This window comes from Paenibacillus sp. FSL W7-1332, from assembly GCF_037969785.1.
GTDB lineage: Bacteria > Bacillota > Bacilli > Paenibacillales > Paenibacillaceae > Paenibacillus_AQ.
This window is the reverse complement of the sequence record NZ_CP150209.1, coordinates 1932501-1953331: the sequence shown is the minus strand read 5'-3', so window position 1 is coordinate 1953331 and position 20831 is coordinate 1932501. Positions and strand designations below refer to the sequence as shown.

Here is a 20831-nt window from a genome sequence, read left to right as displayed (position 1 = left end):
TGCGGTTAAGATACGCCTTTTGTGCGGGACATCATCCATTGGGTTAATTGTTCCGTACTGGCATGCAGCAGATGCTGCTCCATATCTGCCAAATCGCTTAGTTCACGGAAGTGACGGGAAGCGTCCAGCGGTTTTTTCTCCGGCTTCGGTATAAAGGTAATCTGTCCCTGAACACGCTGGATGAACGCCAATTCCTCAAACACATCCAGTACTTTGAGCAGCATGCGTTCGGACAAGGACGTCTGCTTCTGCAGACGTCCTACTACCTCATTCTCCGACACGGGAGCGGACGTCATTCCGGCAAGTGAAACGTACAGCTTTTTAAACTGTTCGCGGTCCGGAATTTGCAGTCGTTCGCGCAGGTTCCGGGTCGGATGCAGCATGAATATATTAGGAACGGAATGGAAGGCTGACATGAATGCATCCAATTGTTCAGCCGTCTCCGGTACATCCAGTACGAACAAAACGGAAATATCTTCTTGACTGTTCTCAGCAATATCATTATCCGGCATGATGCCAGCATTCCTATCATATACCCAAAGGCACATATCATACAATTGACTATTTATTTCCGGATGTGAATCTTTTGCGTACACCACTGCGGAACGGACTGCCGGGCAGCGCAGATGCGGCTCCAGCTCCGCTCTCCACCTCTGAATTTCCTGTATCGGCTCCTTGATCCCGCGGTAGTCAAACACCTGTTGATAAGGGGCGCAGATATCCTGAATCATGAGCTGTACTTTACGGCTCCCGTTCCATTCATTCACGGAAAGCTCGCCAAGCACATCCACAACCGATCCCACCGGCAAAATATCGGCTAGATGTCCCCAGCCGAATGAGATTGCATCGATAACCTCCCGCTTTTGCTGCAAACGAAGCTTCAGATGTTTCCCCTCTTTGCCGATTTTGCGGACGTCCTTGATGACAACATCCCGAAAGACAATCTTCGGCACAGCATTGGCCATGCCAAACGGGCCTAATTGTTCAATTTGTTCAATAACAGGCACCGATACCTCCGACAAGCTAGCCTCCAGGTCCGCTTCACAGATTGCAATCAGATGCTCTTCTTCGAGCGCTTCTTCCGCATATCGATGAAGTCCCTGTTCAAATTCCTCCAAACGGTCCCGATGGAGGCTCATGCCCGCTGCGGATGGATGCCCCCCAAAGTGGTCCATGACGTCCTTGCAGGAATGCAGAGCCGCATAAATATCGAATCCCGGAATCGATCGGGCGGAACCTTTACAGTTCCCCGTCTCGGGATCAATCCCGAGAATAACAACAGGCCTGTAGAATCGCTCCAGTATTTTGGAGGCCACGATGCCAACTACGCCAACGTTCCAGCCTTCACCCGCCAACACGATTACAGGAGGAACCTCCTGTCCTCTCCAGCGGTTTTGAACCATGCCCAGCGCTTCCTGGACGATGTTTTCGACCACTTGCTGCCGATCCTTGTTCAGCCCATCCAATTCCCAGGCAAGCCGCTCCGCTTCTTCCCGGTGTTCTGTTGTAAGCAGCGTAACGGCACGGCCTGCATGATCCAGACGGCCACTGGCATTAATCCGTGGTGCCATGGAGAATGCCACATTAACGGCTGTCACTTGCTCCACATGAATTCCCGATACCTCAAGCAAGCAGCGGATGCCTTCATACTTCGTACTCCGCATCGATTCGATCCCGTGCTTCACAAGCACCCGATTCTCCCCCGTGAGCGGCATCAAGTCAGCAATGGTTCCGATAGAAACAATCTGAAGCCATTCCTCCGGCGGTTCTCCAACGAGAGCCTGTGCCAGCTTGTAAGCCACGCCTACGCCCGCCAGCCCCTTAAAGGGATAGGAACATGTAGGGATTTTCGGGTTGATCAGCGCATAGGCTTCTGGCAGCACCTCAGGCGGCTCATGATGGTCCGTGACAATCACGTCGATGCCAAGGCTGTTGGCATACGCAATTTGCTCCACTGCGCTAATCCCGGTATCAACGGTAATGACCAGACTGACCCCTTGCTGATGGGCCCAATCCAGCGCGTGATTATGTAAGCCATAACCTTCATTGGATCGGTGAGGTATATAAATATCATAAGATGCGCCCAAGTAACGCATCAGATGAATCATCAATGACGTGCTGGAAACACCGTCTGCATCATAATCGCCGTAAATTAGAATATGCTCCCGATCCTCCAGCGCTTTACGAATACGCGATACAGCCTCCTGCATCCCTTGCATGAGATAAGGGTCATGCGTCAGCTCAAACGTTCCATATAGAAATCTCCGTCCATCCTCGGCTGAATGTATCCCTCGTGACGCCATGAGCGAAGCCACCATCGGTGGCAACGACAGATCCTGGGCCAGCCTATCGGTGATCGATGACTCTGCCGAGCGTATTCTCCATTCATATTTGGAATACAGCACAGGGACTCACCTTCCTTTTCCTGCCTTTTTCCTGCTGTCTTATACCTGTTAGCTCCAGACGCTACTGCGGCAGTGTCGGCATATCGTTGTCCATCAATTCAAAGTTCGATTTATACGGATAACCCGGTTCATAGGGTACAACGTGAACTTTGGCATCCGTAACCTGAATAAAACGATGAGTTAACAGCTTCCGGATGCGCTCGGCAATTTCTTGAGCCTCCAACACGGACGTCCGGGGATTCACGGTAACTTTCACTTCAATATTCACATGACGGATCTGCCCGTATTCCTGAACCTTCAGTTCCTCGATCGTGATCACGCCATGTACCCGCTGAATCGTATCCATGAATTCGGCTTCGTGCTCATGCCGCTTCTCTTCCACGAGGGTACCATAAACGGAATGAACGATTAATATATACCCCTTGCGGACCACGAGACAAGCCACAATCAGAGCCGCAACCGAATCCATATAGAGCAGGGGTGTCCAATCGAAGTAGGAGCCGCCCATCGCTAGTGACACGCCGATCAATACCGTTAGCGAAGAGTACAAGGTAAATCGATGATCAGCGGACAGCACCTCGTACCTGGGGTCATTGTTTCTTTTTATCTGCCGGGATTGGTACTGAAACACGGCTTCATTCACCGCGAGTGATATAAAAACTGCAAGCAATGCCGATTCGGTCGGCGGCTCCAGGTCGCCTGATGCCATGGTTTGGATCGCGGATACCGCAATTTGAATACCACCCATGATCAATAAAACGGCAAATAGGATCGAGATCACCGGCTCCGTTGTGCCCGAAACGTTCCGTTTGTCCCGAATTAAGTTTTTATTGCCGAATATACCGAGGCTTGGCAAACGGTCCACCAGTAAAGTTACGGCGTTCGCGGCAGAATGCAGAGCATCTCCGATTAGAGCCTTACTGCCGGATAAATAACCGGCGATCCCTTTGCACAAGGCCAATGCAAAATCCGCTACAATGCCTGTCCAAAGGACAGTCTCCGTATGATTCAAACGTTCATTGCTCACTTGAGGCCCCCCTCAATGTCACTATTGATCCTGTGTTTATCACGCTTGTTAACTTTAGAAAGCCGCGTCGCCAGCGACGCGGCTTTCCACTTGTATAGGATCCTCTGCTATCTAGACTGCTACACCAACAGCGGCTGAATTAAATTTCAATCTTATCTTTGCTTGGCTTAGGCGAATTTGGTTTATTGCTGACATTGCGCCCTTTAAGGAGGAGCCACAACGGACTCGCGATAAAGATCGAAGAGTACGCGCCGAATAACAAACCGATACAAATCGCCAGCGAGAACATCTGAATCGACTCACCGCCAAGCAGAAGTATGAAGAACGCTGCAATAAACACGGACAGTGCCGTATATATCGAACGGCCGAGTGTCTGAGATAAGCTTTTGTTTACCAGATCCTTAAGATCCGAGTACCGCTTGATCTTGGCAAACCTTAGATTTTCCCTGATCCGGTCAAAGATGACGATCGTATCGTTAATTGAGTAACCTATAATCGTCAGAACAGCAATAATGAATGTCAGGTCTACCTCAAGACCGAGGATAGAGAAAATACTGATAACCACGAATGCATCATGCAGAAGGGCTACGATCGCTGCTATCGCAAAGCGCCATTCAAAGCGGATGCTGACATAGATGATAATTCCGATACAGGAGATCAATACGGCATAAATTGCGTTTCGGCCCAGCTCTTTTGCCATCTCGGGGTCCACCGTGTTGACCTCGAAAGTAGCCTTTTCATCCAGCTTCTCAATGCCGGTACGCATTTTCATATCCTGATCCTCGGTCAGAACCTCCCTGAATCGGATATTCACGCGGTCATTACCAGGTGTAATGCTCGCATCTTCACCGATTCCCGCCTCTTCTAACACGGTATCAATCTGCTCCGTAGTCAGCGTTTTGGAGAGGGAAATGTCCACGTTCGAACCGGATTGGAAATCAACGCCGTAGTTAAGACCACGAGTCAAGAGGAATACCAAGCCCAGAATCGTAATTGCAATGGACAGTATATAGAAAAACCTGCTTTTGCCTACGAAATCAAAGTTCTTAAAGCTCACGAATGTCACGCTCCTTTACGCCATAATGGCTCGGTTTGCGGGCCCAACCAATATTCACAAGCAGATTGAGCAAGAAACGGGAGAAATAAACATTCGTGGCAATACTCACGATGATCTCCAGAATCAATACAAGCGCAAAACCTTTGACCGCGCCGGTACCAAATCCGAACATGACAGCGGCAACGAGTATCGTCGTCAAGTTGGAGTCCATAATAGCTCGCAGGGATGACTTACCGCCTGCTTTGACCGCGGATGGAACACTCTTGCCAGTTCTGATCTCTTCCCGAATGCGCTCATAGGTGATGATATTGGCATCAACCGCCATACCAATACCTAATATAAATGCCGCAATACCTGGGAGCGTCAGCGTAAAGTCAGCCCATACGAAAATAAGGATCAGAAGCCATGTATGCAAAATAAGTGCAAAGCTTGCCAGCAAGCCCGGTACGCGATATCTGATAATCATGAACAGCAGGATCGCAACAGAAGCGATCAGACCGGCTTGTAAAGTCTTTGTAAGAGATTGCATGCCAAGCGTAGCCCCTACGCTCTGAGAGTATTTCTCGACCAGTTTCAGCGGCAGGGCGCCGAGATTAATCGTATCCCGGATCTGCTTTGCTTCATCCAGCGAATAATTCCCCGTAATTTGTGCGGTACCGTCCGTTAATACGGCTCGCACCGTCGGAGCTGACAGCAGTTGGTCGTCCATGAAGATAGCCAGCTCTTGACCGAGAAGACGTTCTGTAATTTCAGCAAACTTCCCCTTGTCCTTCACTTTAATATCTATCATAGGCTGATTAAGCTGATCATAGGCAACCGATGCGCCGTTCTCGACGAAATCGTCGCCGCGGAGCTCAATTTTACAGAACTCCTCGCCTTCTTTACAGCCGTCATTGCTTCGGAATGTGAGGTTTGCAGGTTCTTTCATTGTTTTTCGAACTTCAGCCTCATCCGTTACGCCTGCCACCTTTAAGCGGATCCGGTTCGTCCCTTCCGGCGTAACCTCAGGCTCTGATGTTCCCATTGCATCCGCACGCTTTTGCAAACTCTTTGCGGTTTCCTGCAGTGCTTCTTTTGTGACTTGCTGCCCTTCCATCAAAGGCTCCGCTTCATATAGGATTTCGAATCCACCCTTAAGATCCAAACCTAGACGGACGTCTTTCAGCAAGCCCGGAGTTGTAACGGCCATTAATACAGTGATCACGAGTACGGTTCCGACGAAACTGATAATTCTCTTCATGCCGTCCTTTGTTCCCCCTTTTTACTCAATATTCCTATTATAGCGATGTCATAAAACCCAGTCAATTTATCAAAATTTGTCGGGCTTATGAATGAACCCTTATATCCGCAAGGCAAAAGGGACCTCTTCGATTAATCGAAAGAAGATCCCTTATATGCTGATATTGTCATATAGTTCATTAACGCTGTCGCCTTCAAGGACAGAATGTCATTGACCAGTTTATGGAGGGAGGGAACGCCTTCCTTTTCATACTTGCTGCTGACACAATTCCATATATCGTCGCTAGTCACATACTCGTACCCAATCAAATGCATTTCCTCAACCTTGCTCAAGCATACCATTTCAATGGTGCTCATCAATTCTTCCTCGCTCATTTGCTCGAGTTCCATGCATATGGCCTCCTCACTGACTCCCTGTTGTCCCTAAGTTACATTCGACATGATACATTGCTTTCCTTCTATTCCTACCATGTCCTGAAAAAAAAGTAAAGTCATCAGATGGGACAGGTAGGGCATATCCATAAGAATAGCCATGTCGTGTCATCGTATTCAGTCTTAACCAGGGAGTGGGATGGACAGTGAACAAGCAATCATTTATTAAAGGAACGCTGATTTTACTTGCAGCCGGCATATTAAACCGCCTACTCGGTTTTATCCCCCGGATCGCCCTCCCCCGGATCATCGGACCCGAGGGTGTCGGAATTTACCAACTGGGCTACCCCTTCTTTATCGTGCTCGTGACCATCATTACCGGCGGAATTCCGCTGGCCATTGCCAAAATGGTTGCCGAAGCGGAAGGCGCCGGGAAGCGGGATGCTTCCCAAAAAATTCTGCATGTCAGTCTAATACTGACGCTTACAGCAGGCACTCTCTTTATGGGACTCAGTCTGCTCCTTGCCCCTTGGGTAACCGGCGTGCTTTTGCCGGACGAGCGTGTATACCAGACCTTTATCAGTATGACGCCCATGATGATCATCATTGCTGTATCGTCAGTCTACCGCGGATATTTCCAGGGCAAGCAGAACATGATTCCCTCCGCAAGCTCTTCCGTGATCGAGACCATTGTCCGCATTATTTGCATGCTGTGGTTTGCACATCTCTTGATGCCCAAAGGCATTGCTTATGGGGCAGCGGGTGCCATGCTCGGAACAGCCGTAGGAGAATTGATTGGCATGATCGCGCTGCTGCTGCAATACTCCGGCGAGGGACGACGAACGAGTAAACTTTTACCCAAGCCCCAAGAAGCAGTATCGGAAAAAAAAGCAGAAGAAGACTCCCCGTCGAATCAAGGCATTCTGAAACGTTTACTCGGTATTGCATTGCCTGTTACAGGGGGCAAGATGGTAGGGTCCTTTTCCTACCTTCTGGAGACGATTCTGACTAATCGCAGCCTGGCCATGGCAGGTATAGCGACGTCCGTAGCCACAGCCCAGTACGGTGCACTGCAAGGGATGATCATCCCGCTCCTGCTGCTGCCCGGTGCACTGACGGTTTCCCTGGCCATCTCTCTGGTGCCTTCACTCTCGGAAGCAGCCGCCCGTAATGACCGGTCTACGATCCATAAACGTATGAATCAATCCCTTCGGCTAGCGCTTGTCTCCGGAGCTCCGTTCGCCATCATTATGTTTGTCCTGGCTGAGCCATTATGCCTGCTCCTGTACAACAACGCGGAGATTAGCGATATGCTCAAAATCATGGCGCCGTTTGCCTTGTTCCTGTATGTGCAGTCCCCGCTTCAAGCTGCCTTGCAAGCACTGGACCGTCCAGGCCGGGCATTACTGAATACGTTATTCGGGGCGATCATCAAAATGAGCCTCATTGTGTATTTGGCATCCAATCCCGCCTTTGGCATAAAAGGAGCCGTCATTGCCATTATCGTAAACAGCATTGCCGTTACATTACTCCACGGTTTCAGCCTATCGAGGCTGATCGGCTTTCGATTCCGTCTGCTGGATTATGTCAAAATCGGGGCGGTTATGATCATTATGGGTGCCTGTGTCCTCTATGGGTACAAACATCTTCCGTTTTCGACCGCGCCATGGCTGCAATTTTGGGCTTCCATCGCAGCTGGTATTCTGGTCTATTTCATCATGATCTTTATGACCAAGCTGGTAACACCGCGAGATTTGGAACGTGTGCCTGTCGTCGGCACCTGGTTCAATAAATTCAGCCGTCGTTAGATCCTGTCTTTACGGTCAATGTAAATCCGGCCTTTATGGTCAATGGAGCATAGAAAAATATCCTTAAAATCCTTAGCACCGAAATTCTGGATCTCGTTCTTTAGCCAGAACCGCGTTTTTTGGATTAATTCAAGGTTCTCGTCCTGCACCTTTCCATCCAATATAAGCGGTATGGGCAGTCCTTCATACGTAATTTTATCGTAAGGAATATCTACGACTGTAGGGTTTTCTTTTTCGAATTGATTTGAAGTGGATGAAGAGTTGGTGGCGCCTGAGGTGTTGGATGAACTTGAAGAGCTATTCGAACTGCTGTCGGAGCTGCTGCCCGTATCTTTCGGAATCACGGTAAGCTGGCCGGATGTTTCGAGTATCGCAAATTCGACGTCCGCGAGGCTGTCAATGTCTTTGCCTCTCAACTGCTGCATCAGATCATCCAAATTATAGCGAAGCCTTGCCATCTCTTTGCGATGGAGTCTGCCCCGGGACACCAACACGCTCGGCTTTCCGTCAGCAAATAGCCGTATATTTCGATTTTTTAAGCCGATATAAGCAAGTCCTACCTGAATGGCAACCAAAACGGCGATAGGAGCAAGTCCCTCCCATATCGGTTTTTTAATATCTTCAAGAACAAAAACGGCGATCTCTGCAATCATGATGGATATGACCAAATCGAAGATGGATAGCTTTCCAATTTCCCGTTTGCCCATGATTCTCATGGTGACAAAGATGACCACATACATCAGAATGGTCCGCAGAATCAGAATAGTCATATGAGACATAATCAATCCCTCCTAGCTTGCCTGACATTCTCATGTACAGCTATTCTGGCCTGCTACTGCTGTTCCCATTCGATTACAACAGATTAATTAATGGAAATCATGTTAAACCGGCAGCAAAATATTCAGTTTGTACTATATGTACAGGCTTGGCCATACAATTTAATGATCAAGATTTGTTAAGGGGGATGATTCATGGAACCGATCCGGCGAGTCTTCACTTTCAGGATCACCAATCCGATTCTTTCAGGACTATTGTATTCTTTTTTCTGGATGTTTCTTGGCGCGTTGGCGTTATCCCTGCTTCTATGGGGCAGCGGGCTGGCCGAAGATGATTTATCGTTCTACACGTTTCTTGTACATGCCGTCTCCGCCTTTATCGGAGGTTGTGTGAGCGGCAAGCGCGCAGGAAACAAAGGTTGGTATTACGGCTGTCTGACAGGGCTGGTATACGGCGTTACACTGCTCGTCATTGGCTTTCTTGCTTTGGATAGCTCCTTGTCTCTCGGAGATTTGACGCTGATTGCTACGGTATTTGCTGGCGGCGCCATCGGGGGGATGTTCGGGGTCAATTTGAAAAAGTAACGCTGGCTCAAATGCCCTCCATTACTTAAGGACTTCTGTTTCCCATTCTTCACGCTCATATAAAACAAAGGCCGGCTCCCATGAGGGAGTCGGCCTTTGTTTTAACGATTACATTCCATATGTATGTGATACGTCATTATGCATCCGCATTCACACTATGGCTTATCGAGTTGCGGTCGAACGTTAACTTCGTTACATCGTTCACTTTCAAGACCACAATGTCGTCGGTAATCTCCACAATCGTGCCGTGAAGACCTCCGATCGTTACCACTTTGTCGCCCTTGGACAAGGCGCTAAGCATGGCGTTTCTGGTCTTCTGTTTCTTCTGCTGTGGACGAATAAGCAGAAAATAAAAGATGACAAACATCAGCACGAACGGCAAAATCAATCCCAAAATGCCTCCGCCGCCTTGGGTCTGTCCTGCTGCGAGATCAAATGAAGTTCCAAACATTTCTTTCCCCCCTTTCACAAACTTATCATGATGGCCATGAGCTTGCTTTAGAACCCTTTTTCATTATCATGTAGGCCGTACTTATCAAAAAACTCATCGCGGAAGTCAAGCAGACGATCTTCCATAATACTCTGACGCACATTACGCATCAAATTAATCAAGAAATGCAGGTTATGATACGTCGTCAATCTTAGTCCAAACGTTTCATCACTCTTGATCAGGTGGCGCAGATAAGCACGCGAGTAGTTACGGCAAGTGTAGCAGTCGCATTCCGGATCCAGCGGTCCGTAATCCCTGGCATATTGAGCATTTCGAACGACAAGACGGCCTTGACTTGTCATCGTTGTCCCGTTGCGAGCGATCCGCGTCGGAAGCACGCAATCGAACATATCCACACCACGAATCGAGCCCTCAATCAACGCATCGGGTGATCCGACTCCCATCAAATAGCGAGGCTTATTGTTCGGCAGCAGGGGCACCGTGTAATCCAGCACTTCATACATAAGCTGCTTCGATTCTCCCACACTAAGTCCACCAATAGCATAACCCGGGAAATCCATGGAAGTCAAATCACGGGCGCTCTGACGGCGCAGATCCTCATGCATGCCTCCCTGAACGATGGCGAATAGGGCTTGGTCTTCCGGTCTGGCATGACTCTTCAGGCAGCGTTCAGCCCAGCGAGAGGTCCGCTCGGTGGATTGTTTAACGTACTCATACTCTGCAGGATAAGGCGGGCATTCATCAAAAGCCATCATAATATCAGATCCGAGCGCGTTCTGAATCTCCATCACAACTTCCGGGGAGATAAACAGTTTATCTCCGTTCAAGTGGGAACGGAAATGTACGCCTTCTTCCGATATTTTTCTCATTTCTGCCAAGCTGAATACCTGGAAGCCGCCGCTATCGGTCAGGATCGGACGGTCCCAGTTCATGAATTTGTGCAGTCCGCCCGCTTCTTTCACAATATCATGTCCAGGACGCAGGAAGAGGTGATAGGTGTTGCTCAAAATAATATGGGCATCCATGGCTTTTAACTCTTCCGGGCTCATGGTTTTTACGGTTGCCAATGTTCCGACAGGCATGAATGTCGGCGTATCGATCACGCCGTGCGGGGTGTGCACTCTGCCGAGCCTGGCACCTGATTGTTTGCACGTTTTAATATGTTCATAAGTAACAGCTGCTGCCATGGTGATAACCAACCTCCGAATTAATAGATAAACATCGCGTCGCCAAAGCTGAAGAACCGGTATTCCTTCTCAACAGCCTCCTTGTACGCTTTCATAATGTGTTCGCGACCGGCCAGCGCACTAACCAGCATAACCAGCGTGGATTTCGGCAGATGAAAATTCGTGATCAGCGCATCCACGACGGTAAAAGCATAACCGGGATATATGAAAATGCTCGTCCAGCCGCTGCTTTCTCGCAGAGGCTCGCCGTTTCGCTCCGATCCAACCGTCTCCAGCGTTCTGCAGGAAGTGGTTCCTACAGCGATAACCCGGCCGCCGCGCCGCTTCGTCTCATTCAGCAGCTCAGCGGTTTCCTGGGAGAGGGAATAGTACTCTTCATGCATGACATGATCCTCAACCTGATCCACGGACATCGGACGAAATGTCCCCAGTCCGACATGCAGGGTGATGAAGGCGATGTCCACTCCCTTGGCCTGGATCTGTTCCAGGAGAGCCTCCGTGAAGTGCAGGCCAGCCGTCGGTGCAGCTGCGGATCCCTCATGCTTCGCATATACGGTCTGATAACGATCGCGGTCATCCAGCTTTTCCTTAATATATGGCGGGAGCGGCATTTGCCCCAGTTCATCGAGGATTTCTTGGAAAATCCCCTTATACGAGAAGGATAAGGTGCGGGCACCCATCTCTCCTTCTTCCTCGATGACCGCTTTTAATTTTCCGTCGCCAAAGGAGATGACGTTTCCCTTTTTCAGCTTCTTGCCAGGTTTTACAAGTGCTTCCCACCGGTCTTGCCCCATATTCTTCAGCAGAAGGACCTCTGCCTTCGCACCGGTGTCTTCCTTTGCACCGAATAATCGGGCCGGGATTACCTTGGTATCGTTTAATACAAGCGTATCTCCCGGATTCAGGTAGTCTATGATGTCCGCAAACGTTTGATGGCGTATATCTCCGCTCTGTTTATCCAGCGTGAGGAGCCTGGAGGAACTTCGATCCAGCAGCGGTGTCTGCGCAATTAAATGTTCGGGTAATTCAAAATCATACAAATCCACATTCATGTCGGTCAGTCCTTCGTAATAGTCGTGTTGCGGTAATAGTGTTGGAGTATCTGCTTGTAATCATACCCTTCGTCTGCCATTCCCTTGGCACCCCATTGAGACATGCCCAGGCCATGACCAAAGCCTTTGCCGGTAAATTTAAAGCCGGGAGAGCTTTCAATCACGCGCGCTTTCCCCGTTCCATTCATCACTACGGTGCCGGAACCTTTGACATTTCCGTTGCCGCTCCCTGAGATGACGGACACCGATTGGCCGCTTGAAACCGTTGATACCGCACCATTCGCGCTCAATACAGTATAACTTCCGGTTGATTCAATATCAAACAATGTGCTTGGCAAACCGTTAAAAGCCGAGCGGAACATATCGGGATATTTCACGTCCAGCACTTGACCGTTGGCTTTAACCGCAAGGGCACGTCCAGACGGGCCTCGCTCCGTTACATCCAGCGAAGTAATGGAAGCAGGCAGGCTATTGGAGGTTTTTCCTTTTAGAGAGGCAAGCAATTGATCCGAAGTATAGGGACCGCGAACCCAGTCATAGCTGTTGGATTCCGCCACTTTCTCTAGGACGACAGCCGTTTCGCCCGGATTCATCTTGCCTACAGGCTCAACGTTCGATTGGATCAATGGGAGTGGACGCACGTTCGTATCCTTGGCGGTAACCGTCATATACAGGAGTCCTGCCGATGTTTTGTTTCCGGTTTCCTTCACATTGTCCTCACGTACATAACCTGTAACGCCACTCGGAAGAAGTACATGATACCAAGATTTAAGCGCTGCCTGGGACGAGGAGTCTCCAGGGCTTTCCACCGCGGCAAACAGATCGTTACGGTTACCCCACACCTCGGTGGAATCTGCCGTCATTCCTCCGCTATTGGATGAAAAGACCGTTTCCACAATTTTACCGTCCTTCATGACAACTTCGCCGTCGGTTGCATCCACTGCTTGAATAATGCTCGGATACTCATAGGCGGTCCCGTAATAAGCCTGGCTTAACGTTGTGTCCACGACATGAGCTACTTCGAACTTATTACCTTGGAAGAGCGCATAGCTGCGGGCTGCCACAGCCTGTGCTTTCAGTGCTTCAGTCCCCCAGGTAGACGGCACCTCGGCTCCAACGACGGAATACAGGTACTGCTGGAACGGGAGCTCATTGACAAGATACAATTGACCGTTCTTTTGTCCGATCTCCAAAACGCCTCGATACGAACGATCCGATCGTTCCTTCACATTCGTCCCGGCGCCTGAAGTCCCTTCTAGCCGCAATACGGACTGACCACCCGACAACATATAATGCTGTGTCTCTTGAGGAGTCGCCAGGTTGAGACTTACATCTCGTCTCATAATCAGACCTGCAGCGGATGCATTCTGTTCAACGAGGGAGCCGGATAGTTTAGAAGCTTCCTGTTTGACTGCAGCCAGATCGGCTGTGTTGGCTGCCTCGCCGACCCACACCTCATAAGCGGATGCACCTCCGCTGGGCACCACAACATTAAACGCATCCATGCCGGCATCCACATACGTCTTACGCACAGACTCGGCTTCAGCCTCCGATCCGTACGATCCTGCTGACAGATGCAGCCCGCCTTTAACCGAAGGCGTTTGACCATTCAGATGAGCAGCCGCCGTCTTTGCCGTTCGCGCAGCCCCGTCCAAGGCCGCTTTCTCTGTTTCGTACATACCTGCATATAGTTTGTAAACATTGCCGTCCGCAAACAGCAACGGTTTGTCATTCGTCGCTTGCAGTTTTTTTGCTGCTTCCGAAGCCGTTTTCCAATCCGTGGTCTCAAGCACCTTGACGCGGTATGTATCCACACTCATTCGGACCTGCTGGTTTGCTGGGATGTTTATCAAAGCCTGCTGTGCACTGGATGCAAGCAGCGATGCCGTCAGAGCCTCAGCGGATTTCAGTGTTACGGCATTGGTTATTGATTTATACTGGCTTCCCAGATCCAGGAACATCGCAACACGAATCGTATCTATTGAAGGAGCGGCCGCATGTACCGCAGGCGCGCTCCATAAGGTTCCGGCAACAGCCAATGACAAGAGTCCTTTGGTGGTCCAACCGAATAATGATTTCGTCCAGTTCCTATCCATTTACGTATTTCCTCCTGTAGCTATTAGGATTTGGTATGAATGTAATGATTCTATAATCTAACGACGATCCTCAGGGAAGGGAATACCTAAATGTTGATAAGCTGTGGGCGTTACAACTCGTCCCCGGGGTGTACGCTGCAAGAAACCGATCTGTAGGAGATACGGTTCATAAACATCTTCAATGGTTTGGCTTTCTTCTCCAATGGTTGCCGCAATGGTATCGAGACCTACTGGTCCCCCGCGGAAGCTTTTGATCATGGCATTCAGCATTTTATGATCGATAAAGTCCAGACCCATCGGGTCGATCTGCAGCATCTTCAACGCTTCCTGAGCGATGCTAGGCGTGATCATGCCATCTCCTCGAACCTGGGCGTAATCACGCACCCTTTTCAAGAGTCGGTTGGCTATGCGTGGCGTCCCGCGCGATCTCAGGGCAATCTCTTCTGCTGCCTCTCCTAATATCTCGATCCCCAAAAGATCGGCATTGCGCGACACAATGTAACTCAACTCGTCGACCGTATAGAATTCCAGACGGCTTACCACGCCAAATCGGTCCCTTAGCGGCGCTGAGAGCAATCCAGCCCGGGTGGTGGCGCCAATTAAGGTGAACGGTGGCAGATCTAGACGAACCGAGCGTGCGCTTGGCCCTTTGCCGATCATAATATCCAGCGCAAAATCCTCCATCGCCGGATACATCACTTCCTCTACCGTCCGGTGCAGGCGATGGATCTCGTCAATAAACAGGACGTCTCCTTCCTGCAGATTGGTGAGAAGCGCAGCCAGATCTCCCGGACGCTCAATGGCCGGACCGGAAGTCGTACGGAGATTAACGCCAAGCTCGTTGGCGATAATATTCGCCAGCGTCGTTTTTCCGAGTCCTGGAGGTCCGTACAACAACACATGGTCAAGCGCTTCGTTACGCATTTTTGCCGCTTCGATATATACCTTGAGATTTTCCTTAACTTGATTCTGTCCTATATATTCAGCCAAATAACGTGGACGAAGACTAAGCTCGACAGCCTGCTCGTCCATCATCAGATTGGCGGAAATAATTCGATCATCCATCTATTAAACTCCTCTCCTGCAGCGATCCTCTAGCCGGCGTATAGCTGCTGCAGTGCCCGTTTCATCAGCACGTCAACGGATTCACCGCTTGCGGCAGAATCCTTAATCTTAAGCCAGACCTTATCCAGCTCGCTATCCGTATAACCAAGAGCCTTCAGTCCTTCACGTGCCTCAGACCACGCCGAGCCGTCAGCTTCCGGTTCAGGCTCCTGAATGGCAAACAGACCGGTCATCATGCTCGCATTTCCGAATCCCTCGAGCTTGTCCTTCAGATCCAGAATCATGCGCTGCGCTGTTTTCTTACCGATTCCCGGAAGCTTGATCAAGAAGGATACATTCTCTTGGTAGATCGCGGAAACCACATGGTCCGGAGATCCCCCGCCCAATATGCCGAGCGCCACACGCGGGCCGATTCCCGAGACTTCGATCAGTTTACGGAACAGCTTCTGTTCCTCCCGCGTCGGAAATCCAAACAGCAGGATGGCATCCTCACGGACATGATGATGGGTAAACACCGTAATAGTTCCTTCGGTTTTGGCAAAAGCATATGGATTCGGGCAGAACACCCGATACCCTACCCCTTGAACATCCAATACAATATATTCACTCTCTAAATGGACAACCTGTCCCCGTAAAAAATCGATCATTTTCGCAATACCTCATTTAACTTGGAATTCAGTGTATAGGAATGAGCGTGGCAGATCGCTACAGCCAGTGCATCCGCCACATCATCAGGTTTGGGAATGCTCTGCAGCTTCAGGAACATCCTGACCATCTCCTGCACCTGTTTTTTCTCGGCCTTTCCATAACCGACAATGGCCTGCTTCACCTGCATCGGCGTATATTCTGCAATCGGGAGCCCGCGCTGGACCGCAGCCAGGATGAGCACTCCTCTGGCCTGTGATACAGACATCGCCGTGGTTACATTCCGGTTAAAAAATAACTTCTCGAAAGCAACGGCCTCAGGCTCATATTTATCAATAAGCTGCCCCATGCCCTCGTACACGTGGTGCAGCCTCTCTTCATCCGGAGTATGGGCTTCCGTCTGGATACAGCCATACTGTACCGGCGTGACTTTACTTCCAACCTTATCTACAAACCCGAAACCTACAATCGCAATCCCGGGGTCGATCCCTAAAATGCGCAAACCAATCTCTCCTCTGATGAAGCGAACATATGTATCGTTCTCTCATTATAACAAAAGATCGACCACTGTTGAGGAAAAACTTTGATCCTTTAAGCACCGGTTACGTATCCTCTGTATTGAGACCGCTAACATACCTGTGCAACGCAAAAAACTGCCCGGGAAATTTCCGGGCAGCAGCATTTTCGGTCACCAAGCGACAAGGCTGGGAGGTTCTATGGGGTCGGGTTCATGACATTTTCAGCCATATCCCGGGCATAGTCGCTAAAGGTTGACAGAACACTGTTATACTCTTCCATATCTTGAATTCGAATACCTTCCTCAAGCTGCTGGATCACATCTCTAGGCAAAGACGACTCCATCGAACCGACATCCAGCTGAAAGAAGGTCCGCATCACTTTCTCTTCCTCCGGTGGTCCATCAAACAAGGTTAAGTTTCCGTTGGAATCAATGCTCATATAGGCTTGCCTCTTACAGGTGGGTGAAAGGTCGGATACGGTTTGCTCCAGCCAGACTTCACCCTTGTTATCCAATCGTCCCTGCCATAAAGGATTTTTATTCATCAGTTCATAAATACCATCCGCCGTAAGCTTTCCCATATCCTGTTCTTCGATGCCACATACATAGGTGATCCGAACATGAACATGCTTCTTTCCCTTCGAGGTATTCAGCTTTTGCATGAATTCCCTCTGATCCTGCCGGCGTTCTTCCAACTTATCATCCTCAATCTGCAAGTAATGCATCGTTTCTACGGCCAGTGGCGTATCGTCGGATGCAGCAGTGAGCAGCTTATTCATCTGATCCTTTATATTCTGGCCGGACCATATCATGATACCTGCGATCAATAGGATCGCACAGGACCAAATCGCGCGTCTCCAGCGTCTCCAGCGTTTTCTGAACAGCTTCTTAAAGAAATGAAAAACACTCAAGGTTATCCCCTTCTATTCAATGTTTTTCATATTGTGACCGGGAAGCTGCCAAATTATTCAGTTCCGCTTTTGCCATCAGCCTCATTTTCAATCCAAAACAAAGAAAGACCGCCTTCAGTTACACTGAAAGCAGTCTTTCGATCGAATCGGGATGACACGATTTGAACATGCGACCCCCTGGTCCCAAACCAGGTGCTCTACCAAGCTGAGCTACATCCCGTTATTTAATGCCGGTGAAGGGACTCGAACCCCCACGGTTTCCCTCACGATTTTGAGTCGCGCGCGTCTGCCAATTCCGCCACACCGGCACAATGTAATTTCATAATGAGTTAAGTAATTGTTTAAAAAATGGCACGCCCTGAGAGATTCGAACTCCCGACCTTTTGATTCGTAGTCAAACGCTCTATCCAGCTGAGCTAAGGGCGCAAAATGGAGCGGACGACGGGAATCGAACCCGCGACCCTCGCCTTGGCAAGGCGATGCTCTACCGCTGAGCCACGTCCGCAATGTAATATGTATTCCGTCTTATGCTCTCTTGGTAAAGATGGTGAGCCATGAAGGACTCGAACCTTCGACACCCTGATTAAAAGTCAGGTGCTCTACCAACTGAGCTAATGGCTCTTATTACTAAGAGTAAATGGCGGAACTACGGGATACTCTCTCTTCGTTCGAGACTGCGAAGTCTATACTAACGAAGATGCTGCTTCGACGAACCCATGATGGATTCTCATCCCTGAAGCTTATAAGAATGGCGGAACTGACGGGATTCGAACCCGCGATCTCCTGCGTGACAGGCAGGCATGTTAGGCCTCTACACCACAGTTCCAAGAGGCATTATCGCTATCGCGATATAAATTGGTTGCGGGGGCAGGATTTGAACCTACGACCTTCGGGTTATGAGCCCGACGAGCTACCGAACTGCTCCACCCCGCGTCATTATAAAGGGTTGCTTGTATGGGGTCCCCGAAAAGTAATCGGAATCACCTACGAAGCATGTGCTTCACTTTTTGAGGATAAATCATGGTGGAGGCTGAGGGGATCGAACCCCCGACCCTCTGCTTGTAAGGCAGATGCTCTCCCAGCTGAGCTAAGCCTCCGTCTGGATTGATCTTAAAAGAAAGTGGTGACCCGTAGGGGATACTCTCACTTCGTTCGAGACTGCGAAGTCAATGCTTACGAAGATATCCTCCGACGAACCGACGGGATTCTCATCCCCTGATGCAATTAAGAAAGTGGTGACCCGTAGGGGATTCGAACCCCTGTTACCTCCGTGAAAGGGAGGTGTCTTAACCCCTTGACCAACGGGCCATATATGAAGTCCTTGCTGGCGGAGAGAGAGGGATTCGAACCCTCGAGACGCTTTTGGCGCCTACACGATTTCCAATCGTGCTCCTTCGGCCAACTCGGACACCTCTCCATAAGTGGCTCCCCGAACAGGACTCGAACCTGTGACAACTCGATTAACAGTCGAGTGCTCTACCAACTGAGCTATCAGGGAATATGTATCCGCTTGGCGACGTCCTACTCTCCCGGGACCCTTCGGTCCAAGTACCATCGGCGCTGGAAGGCTTAACGGTCGTGTTCGGTATGGGTACGCGTGGAACCCTTCCGCTATCGCCACCAAACGTATATTCAGGATCCGGCATCGCCAAATGCCGTGATCATCCTCCTTGCAAGTATAGCTTGTACACTTACAATTCAGTTTTGATCACCTGAAAACTAGATACGAAACGAAATTTGCGTTGATTAGAATCCGTAGCATTACCCGATGTGGTATCGGGGTCCCCGGAAAGTATTCGGCGTTGCTCCAAAGCTTCGCTTCACTTTTTGGGGTCATTTGGATAAGCCCTCGACCGATTAGTATTGGTCAGCTCCATGCATTGCTGCACTTCCACCTCCAACCTATCTACCTCGTCGTCTTCAAGGGGTCTTACTAGTTGGGAAATCTCATCTTGAGGGGGGCTTCACGCTTAGATGCTTTCAGCGCTTATCCCGTCCGTACGTAGCTACCCAGCCATGCTCCTGGCGGAACAACTGGTGCACCAGCGGTACGTCCATCCCGGTCCTCTCGTACTAAGGACAGCTCCTCTCAAATTTCCTACGCCCACGACAGATAGGGACCGAACTGTCTCACGACGTTCTGAACCCAGCTCGCGTACCGCTTTAATGGGCGAACAGCCCAACCCTTGGGACCTACTTCAGCCCCAGGATGCGATGAGCCGACATCGAGGTGCCAAACCTCCCCGTCGATGTGGACTCTTGGGGGAGATAAGCCTGTTATCCCCAGGGTAGCTTTTATCCGTTGAGCGATGGCCCTTCCATGCGGTACCACCGGATCACTAAGCCCGACTTTCGTCCCTGCTCGACTTGTAGGTCTCGCAGTCAAGCTCCCTTATGCCTTTGCACTCTTCGAATGATTTCCAACCATTCTGAGGGAACCTTGGGGCGCCTCCGTTACTCTTTAGGAGGCGACCGCCCCAGTCAAACTGCCCGCCTGACACTGTCCCCGTACCGGATCACGGTACCAGGTTAGAACCTAGATACGATCAGGGTGGTATCCCAACGTCGCCTCCACACAAGCTGGCGCTCATGCTTCTTAGGCTCCCACCTATCCTGTACAGATCGTACCCAAATCCAATATCAAGCTGCAGTAAAGCTCCATGGGGTCTTTCCGTCTTGTCGCGGGTAACCTGCATCTTCACAGGTATTAAAATTTCACCGGATCTCTCGTTGAGACAGCGCCCAAGTCGTTACGCCATTCGTGCGGGTCAGAATTTACCTGACAAGGAATTTCGCTACCTTAGGACCGTTATAGTTACGGCCGCCGTTTACTGGGGCTTCGGTTCACAGCTTCGGATTGCTCCTAACCGCTCCCCTTAACCTTCCAGCACCGGGCAGGCGTCAGCCCGTATACTTCGCCTTACGGCTTCGCACAGACCTGTGTTTTTGCTAAACAGTCGCTTGGGCCTTTTCACTGCGGCCCCCTCGGGCTATTCACCCTACCGAGGCACCCCTTCTCCCGAAGTTACGGGGTCATTTTGCCGAGTTCCTTAACGAGAGTTCTTCCGCGCGCCTTAGAATTCTCTTCTCGCCTACCTGTGTCGGTTTGCGGTACGGGCACCTTCACCTGACTAGAGGCTTTTCTTGGCAGTGTGAGATCATGACCTTCGCTACTATAATTTTCACTCCCCATCACAGCCCAGCCTTATCGATGTGCGGATTTGCCTACACATCAGCCTCACTGCTTGGACGGACATCCATCAGTCCGCGTCACTACCCTCCTGCGTCACCCCATCGTTCATAACGGTTTACGGTGGTACAGGAATTTCAACCTGTTGTCCTTCGATTACGCCTTTCGGCCTCACCTTAGGTCCCGACTTACCCTGAGCGGACGAGCCTTCCTCAGGAAACCTTGGGCTTTCGGCGGATCAGATTCTCACTGATCTTTTCGTTACTCATACCGGCATTCTCACTTGTGTACTCTCCAGCGCTCCTTACGGTACACCTTCAACGCATACACAACGCTCCCCTACCCCTGATGCATACGCATCAAGCCATAGCTTCGGTGGTGTGTTTAGCCCCGTTACATTTTCGGCGCAGAGTCACTCGACCAGTGAGCTATTACGCACTCTTTAAAT

General features: G+C 50.1%; 16 protein-coding genes, 11 tRNA genes and 2 rRNA genes (1 of these 29 only partly in view). 2 read left to right on the top strand and 27 right to left on the bottom strand.

Annotation, left to right across the window (positions count from 1 at the left end):
• Positions 1 to 5: 5 nt before the first annotated feature.
• From recJ to MKX98_RS08420, 5 genes are all read right to left on the bottom strand, one after another.
• Positions 6 to 2405: a single-stranded-DNA-specific exonuclease RecJ gene (recJ, locus tag MKX98_RS08440; protein ID WP_339222558.1), complete on the bottom strand. Its 2400-nt coding sequence runs from the start codon at positions 2403 to 2405 to the stop codon at positions 6 to 8.
• A gap of 61 nt (positions 2406 to 2466) precedes the next feature.
• Entirely contained in the window at positions 2467 to 3432 is a 966-nt protein-coding gene (locus MKX98_RS08435) for a cation diffusion facilitator family transporter (protein ID WP_339222556.1), read from the bottom strand.
• A 139-nt stretch (positions 3433 to 3571) separates the two neighbouring features.
• On the bottom strand, positions 3572 to 4489 hold the full coding sequence (gene secF, locus MKX98_RS08430) for a protein translocase subunit SecF (protein WP_074961950.1): 918 nt from the start codon (positions 4487 to 4489) through the stop codon (positions 3572 to 3574).
• The gene (secD, locus tag MKX98_RS08425) at positions 4479 to 5729 is read right to left on the bottom strand and encodes a protein translocase subunit SecD (protein ID WP_339222554.1); all 1251 of its coding nucleotides are present in this window, start codon (positions 5727 to 5729) and stop codon (positions 4479 to 4481) included. Before secD ends, secF begins: the two co-directional genes overlap by 11 nt.
• Positions 5730 to 5860: 131 nt before the next feature.
• Positions 5861 to 6118: a post-transcriptional regulator gene (locus tag MKX98_RS08420; RefSeq protein ID WP_006208841.1), complete on the bottom strand. Its 258-nt coding sequence runs from the start codon at positions 6116 to 6118 to the stop codon at positions 5861 to 5863.
• 188 nt (positions 6119 to 6306) lie between these two features.
• On the opposite strand from MKX98_RS08420, the gene spoVB reads away from it, so the two are divergent.
• Entirely contained in the window at positions 6307 to 7908 is a 1602-nt protein-coding gene (gene spoVB / locus MKX98_RS08415) for a stage V sporulation protein B (protein WP_339222552.1), read from the top strand.
• Here spoVB and MKX98_RS08410 read toward each other — a convergent pair.
• Entirely contained in the window at positions 7905 to 8687 is a 783-nt protein-coding gene (locus MKX98_RS08410; RefSeq protein ID WP_220686137.1) for a DUF421 domain-containing protein, read from the bottom strand. The two genes, spoVB and MKX98_RS08410, sit on opposite strands and share 4 nt — an antisense overlap.
• Before the next feature lie 192 nt (positions 8688 to 8879).
• Between MKX98_RS08410 and MKX98_RS08405 the strand changes: the two genes are divergently transcribed.
• The gene (locus MKX98_RS08405; protein ID WP_220686138.1) at positions 8880 to 9269 is read left to right on the top strand and encodes a TIGR04086 family membrane protein; all 390 of its coding nucleotides are present in this window, start codon (positions 8880 to 8882) and stop codon (positions 9267 to 9269) included.
• Positions 9270 to 9405: 136 nt separating this feature from the next.
• On the opposite strand, the gene yajC is transcribed toward MKX98_RS08405, so the two are convergent.
• The 21 genes from yajC to MKX98_RS08300 form a co-directional block, all read right to left on the bottom strand.
• Positions 9406 to 9720 (bottom strand): preprotein translocase subunit YajC, encoded by a 315-nt coding sequence (yajC, locus tag MKX98_RS08400; RefSeq protein ID WP_071222752.1) that lies wholly within the window; start codon positions 9718 to 9720, stop codon positions 9406 to 9408.
• Positions 9721 to 9767: 47 nt separating this feature from the next.
• Positions 9768 to 10907, bottom strand: coding sequence for a tRNA guanosine(34) transglycosylase Tgt (gene tgt, locus MKX98_RS08395; RefSeq protein WP_339222549.1), 1140 nt, complete (start codon positions 10905 to 10907; stop codon positions 9768 to 9770).
• A 20-nt stretch (positions 10908 to 10927) separates the two neighbouring features.
• Positions 10928 to 11959 carry a tRNA preQ1(34) S-adenosylmethionine ribosyltransferase-isomerase QueA gene (gene queA / locus MKX98_RS08390; protein WP_071222750.1) on the bottom strand — a complete coding sequence of 344 codons (1032 nt, stop codon included), beginning with the start codon at positions 11957 to 11959 and terminating at the stop codon, positions 10928 to 10930.
• Between the two features lie 5 nt (positions 11960 to 11964).
• Entirely contained in the window at positions 11965 to 14055 is a 2091-nt protein-coding gene (locus tag MKX98_RS08385; protein ID WP_339222547.1) for a SpoIID/LytB domain-containing protein, read from the bottom strand.
• Positions 14056 to 14112: 57 nt separating this feature from the next.
• Positions 14113 to 15120: a Holliday junction branch migration DNA helicase RuvB gene (gene ruvB, locus MKX98_RS08380; RefSeq protein WP_071222748.1), complete on the bottom strand. Its 1008-nt coding sequence runs from the start codon at positions 15118 to 15120 to the stop codon at positions 14113 to 14115.
• Positions 15121 to 15149: 29 nt separating this feature from the next.
• A complete protein-coding gene (gene ruvA, locus MKX98_RS08375) occupies positions 15150 to 15767 on the bottom strand; it encodes a Holliday junction branch migration protein RuvA (RefSeq protein WP_127594677.1) in 618 nt (205 codons plus the stop codon).
• A complete protein-coding gene (ruvC, locus tag MKX98_RS08370) occupies positions 15764 to 16267 on the bottom strand; it encodes a crossover junction endodeoxyribonuclease RuvC (RefSeq protein WP_071222746.1) in 504 nt (167 codons plus the stop codon). Before ruvC ends, ruvA begins: the two co-directional genes overlap by 4 nt.
• Before the next feature lie 212 nt (positions 16268 to 16479).
• Positions 16480 to 17193: a BofC C-terminal domain-containing protein gene (locus tag MKX98_RS08365; RefSeq protein ID WP_071222745.1), complete on the bottom strand. Its 714-nt coding sequence runs from the start codon at positions 17191 to 17193 to the stop codon at positions 16480 to 16482.
• A gap of 146 nt (positions 17194 to 17339) precedes the next feature.
• Positions 17340 to 17413, bottom strand: a tRNA-Pro gene (locus tag MKX98_RS08360).
• Positions 17414 to 17421: 8 nt separating this feature from the next.
• Positions 17422 to 17501, bottom strand: a tRNA-Leu gene (locus tag MKX98_RS08355).
• Between the two features lie 41 nt (positions 17502 to 17542).
• Positions 17543 to 17619 (bottom strand) — tRNA-Arg (locus tag MKX98_RS08350).
• A 4-nt stretch (positions 17620 to 17623) separates the two neighbouring features.
• Positions 17624 to 17698 (bottom strand) — tRNA-Gly (locus MKX98_RS08345).
• Between the two features lie 40 nt (positions 17699 to 17738).
• Positions 17739 to 17814, bottom strand: a tRNA-Lys gene (locus tag MKX98_RS08340).
• A gap of 128 nt (positions 17815 to 17942) precedes the next feature.
• Positions 17943 to 18019: transfer RNA gene (locus MKX98_RS08335), tRNA-Asp, on the bottom strand.
• Positions 18020 to 18049: 30 nt separating this feature from the next.
• Positions 18050 to 18126: transfer RNA gene (locus MKX98_RS08330), tRNA-Met, on the bottom strand.
• Between the two features lie 88 nt (positions 18127 to 18214).
• A tRNA-Val gene (locus MKX98_RS08325) sits at positions 18215 to 18290 on the bottom strand.
• 136 nt (positions 18291 to 18426) lie between these two features.
• A tRNA-Glu gene (locus MKX98_RS08320) sits at positions 18427 to 18501 on the bottom strand.
• Between the two features lie 17 nt (positions 18502 to 18518).
• A tRNA-Ser gene (locus MKX98_RS08315) sits at positions 18519 to 18610 on the bottom strand.
• 5 nt (positions 18611 to 18615) lie between these two features.
• A tRNA-Asn gene (locus MKX98_RS08310) sits at positions 18616 to 18691 on the bottom strand.
• 10 nt (positions 18692 to 18701) lie between these two features.
• Positions 18702 to 18818 (bottom strand): 5S ribosomal RNA (gene rrf / locus MKX98_RS08305).
• A gap of 212 nt (positions 18819 to 19030) precedes the next feature.
• Positions 19031 to 20831 (bottom strand): 23S ribosomal RNA (locus tag MKX98_RS08300); it runs 1128 nt beyond the window's last position.

Excerpts from the sequence above, each read along its gene's own strand:
- secD (WP_339222554.1), bottom strand. The coding sequence starts at position 5,729 with ATGAAGAGAATTATCAGTTTCGTCGGAACCGTACTCGTGATCACTGTA.
- MKX98_RS08420 (WP_006208841.1), bottom strand. The coding sequence starts at position 6,118 with ATGGAACTCGAGCAAATGAGCGAGGAAGAATTGATGAGCACCATTGAA.
- MKX98_RS08410 (WP_220686137.1), bottom strand. The coding sequence starts at position 8,687 with ATGTCTCATATGACTATTCTGATTCTGCGGACCATTCTGATGTATGTG.
- MKX98_RS08405 (WP_220686138.1), top strand. The coding sequence starts at position 8,880 with ATGGAACCGATCCGGCGAGTCTTCACTTTCAGGATCACCAATCCGATT.
- yajC (WP_071222752.1), bottom strand. The coding sequence starts at position 9,720 with ATGTTTGGAACTTCATTTGATCTCGCAGCAGGACAGACCCAAGGCGGC.
- tgt (WP_339222549.1), bottom strand. The coding sequence starts at position 10,907 with ATGGCAGCAGCTGTTACTTATGAACATATTAAAACGTGCAAACAATCA.
- queA (WP_071222750.1), bottom strand. The coding sequence starts at position 11,959 with ATGAATGTGGATTTGTATGATTTTGAATTACCCGAACATTTAATTGCG.
- MKX98_RS08385 (WP_339222547.1), bottom strand. The coding sequence starts at position 14,055 with ATGGATAGGAACTGGACGAAATCATTATTCGGTTGGACCACCAAAGGA.
- ruvB (WP_071222748.1), bottom strand. The coding sequence starts at position 15,120 with ATGGATGATCGAATTATTTCCGCCAATCTGATGATGGACGAGCAGGCT.
- ruvA (WP_127594677.1), bottom strand. The coding sequence starts at position 15,767 with ATGATCGATTTTTTACGGGGACAGGTTGTCCATTTAGAGAGTGAATAT.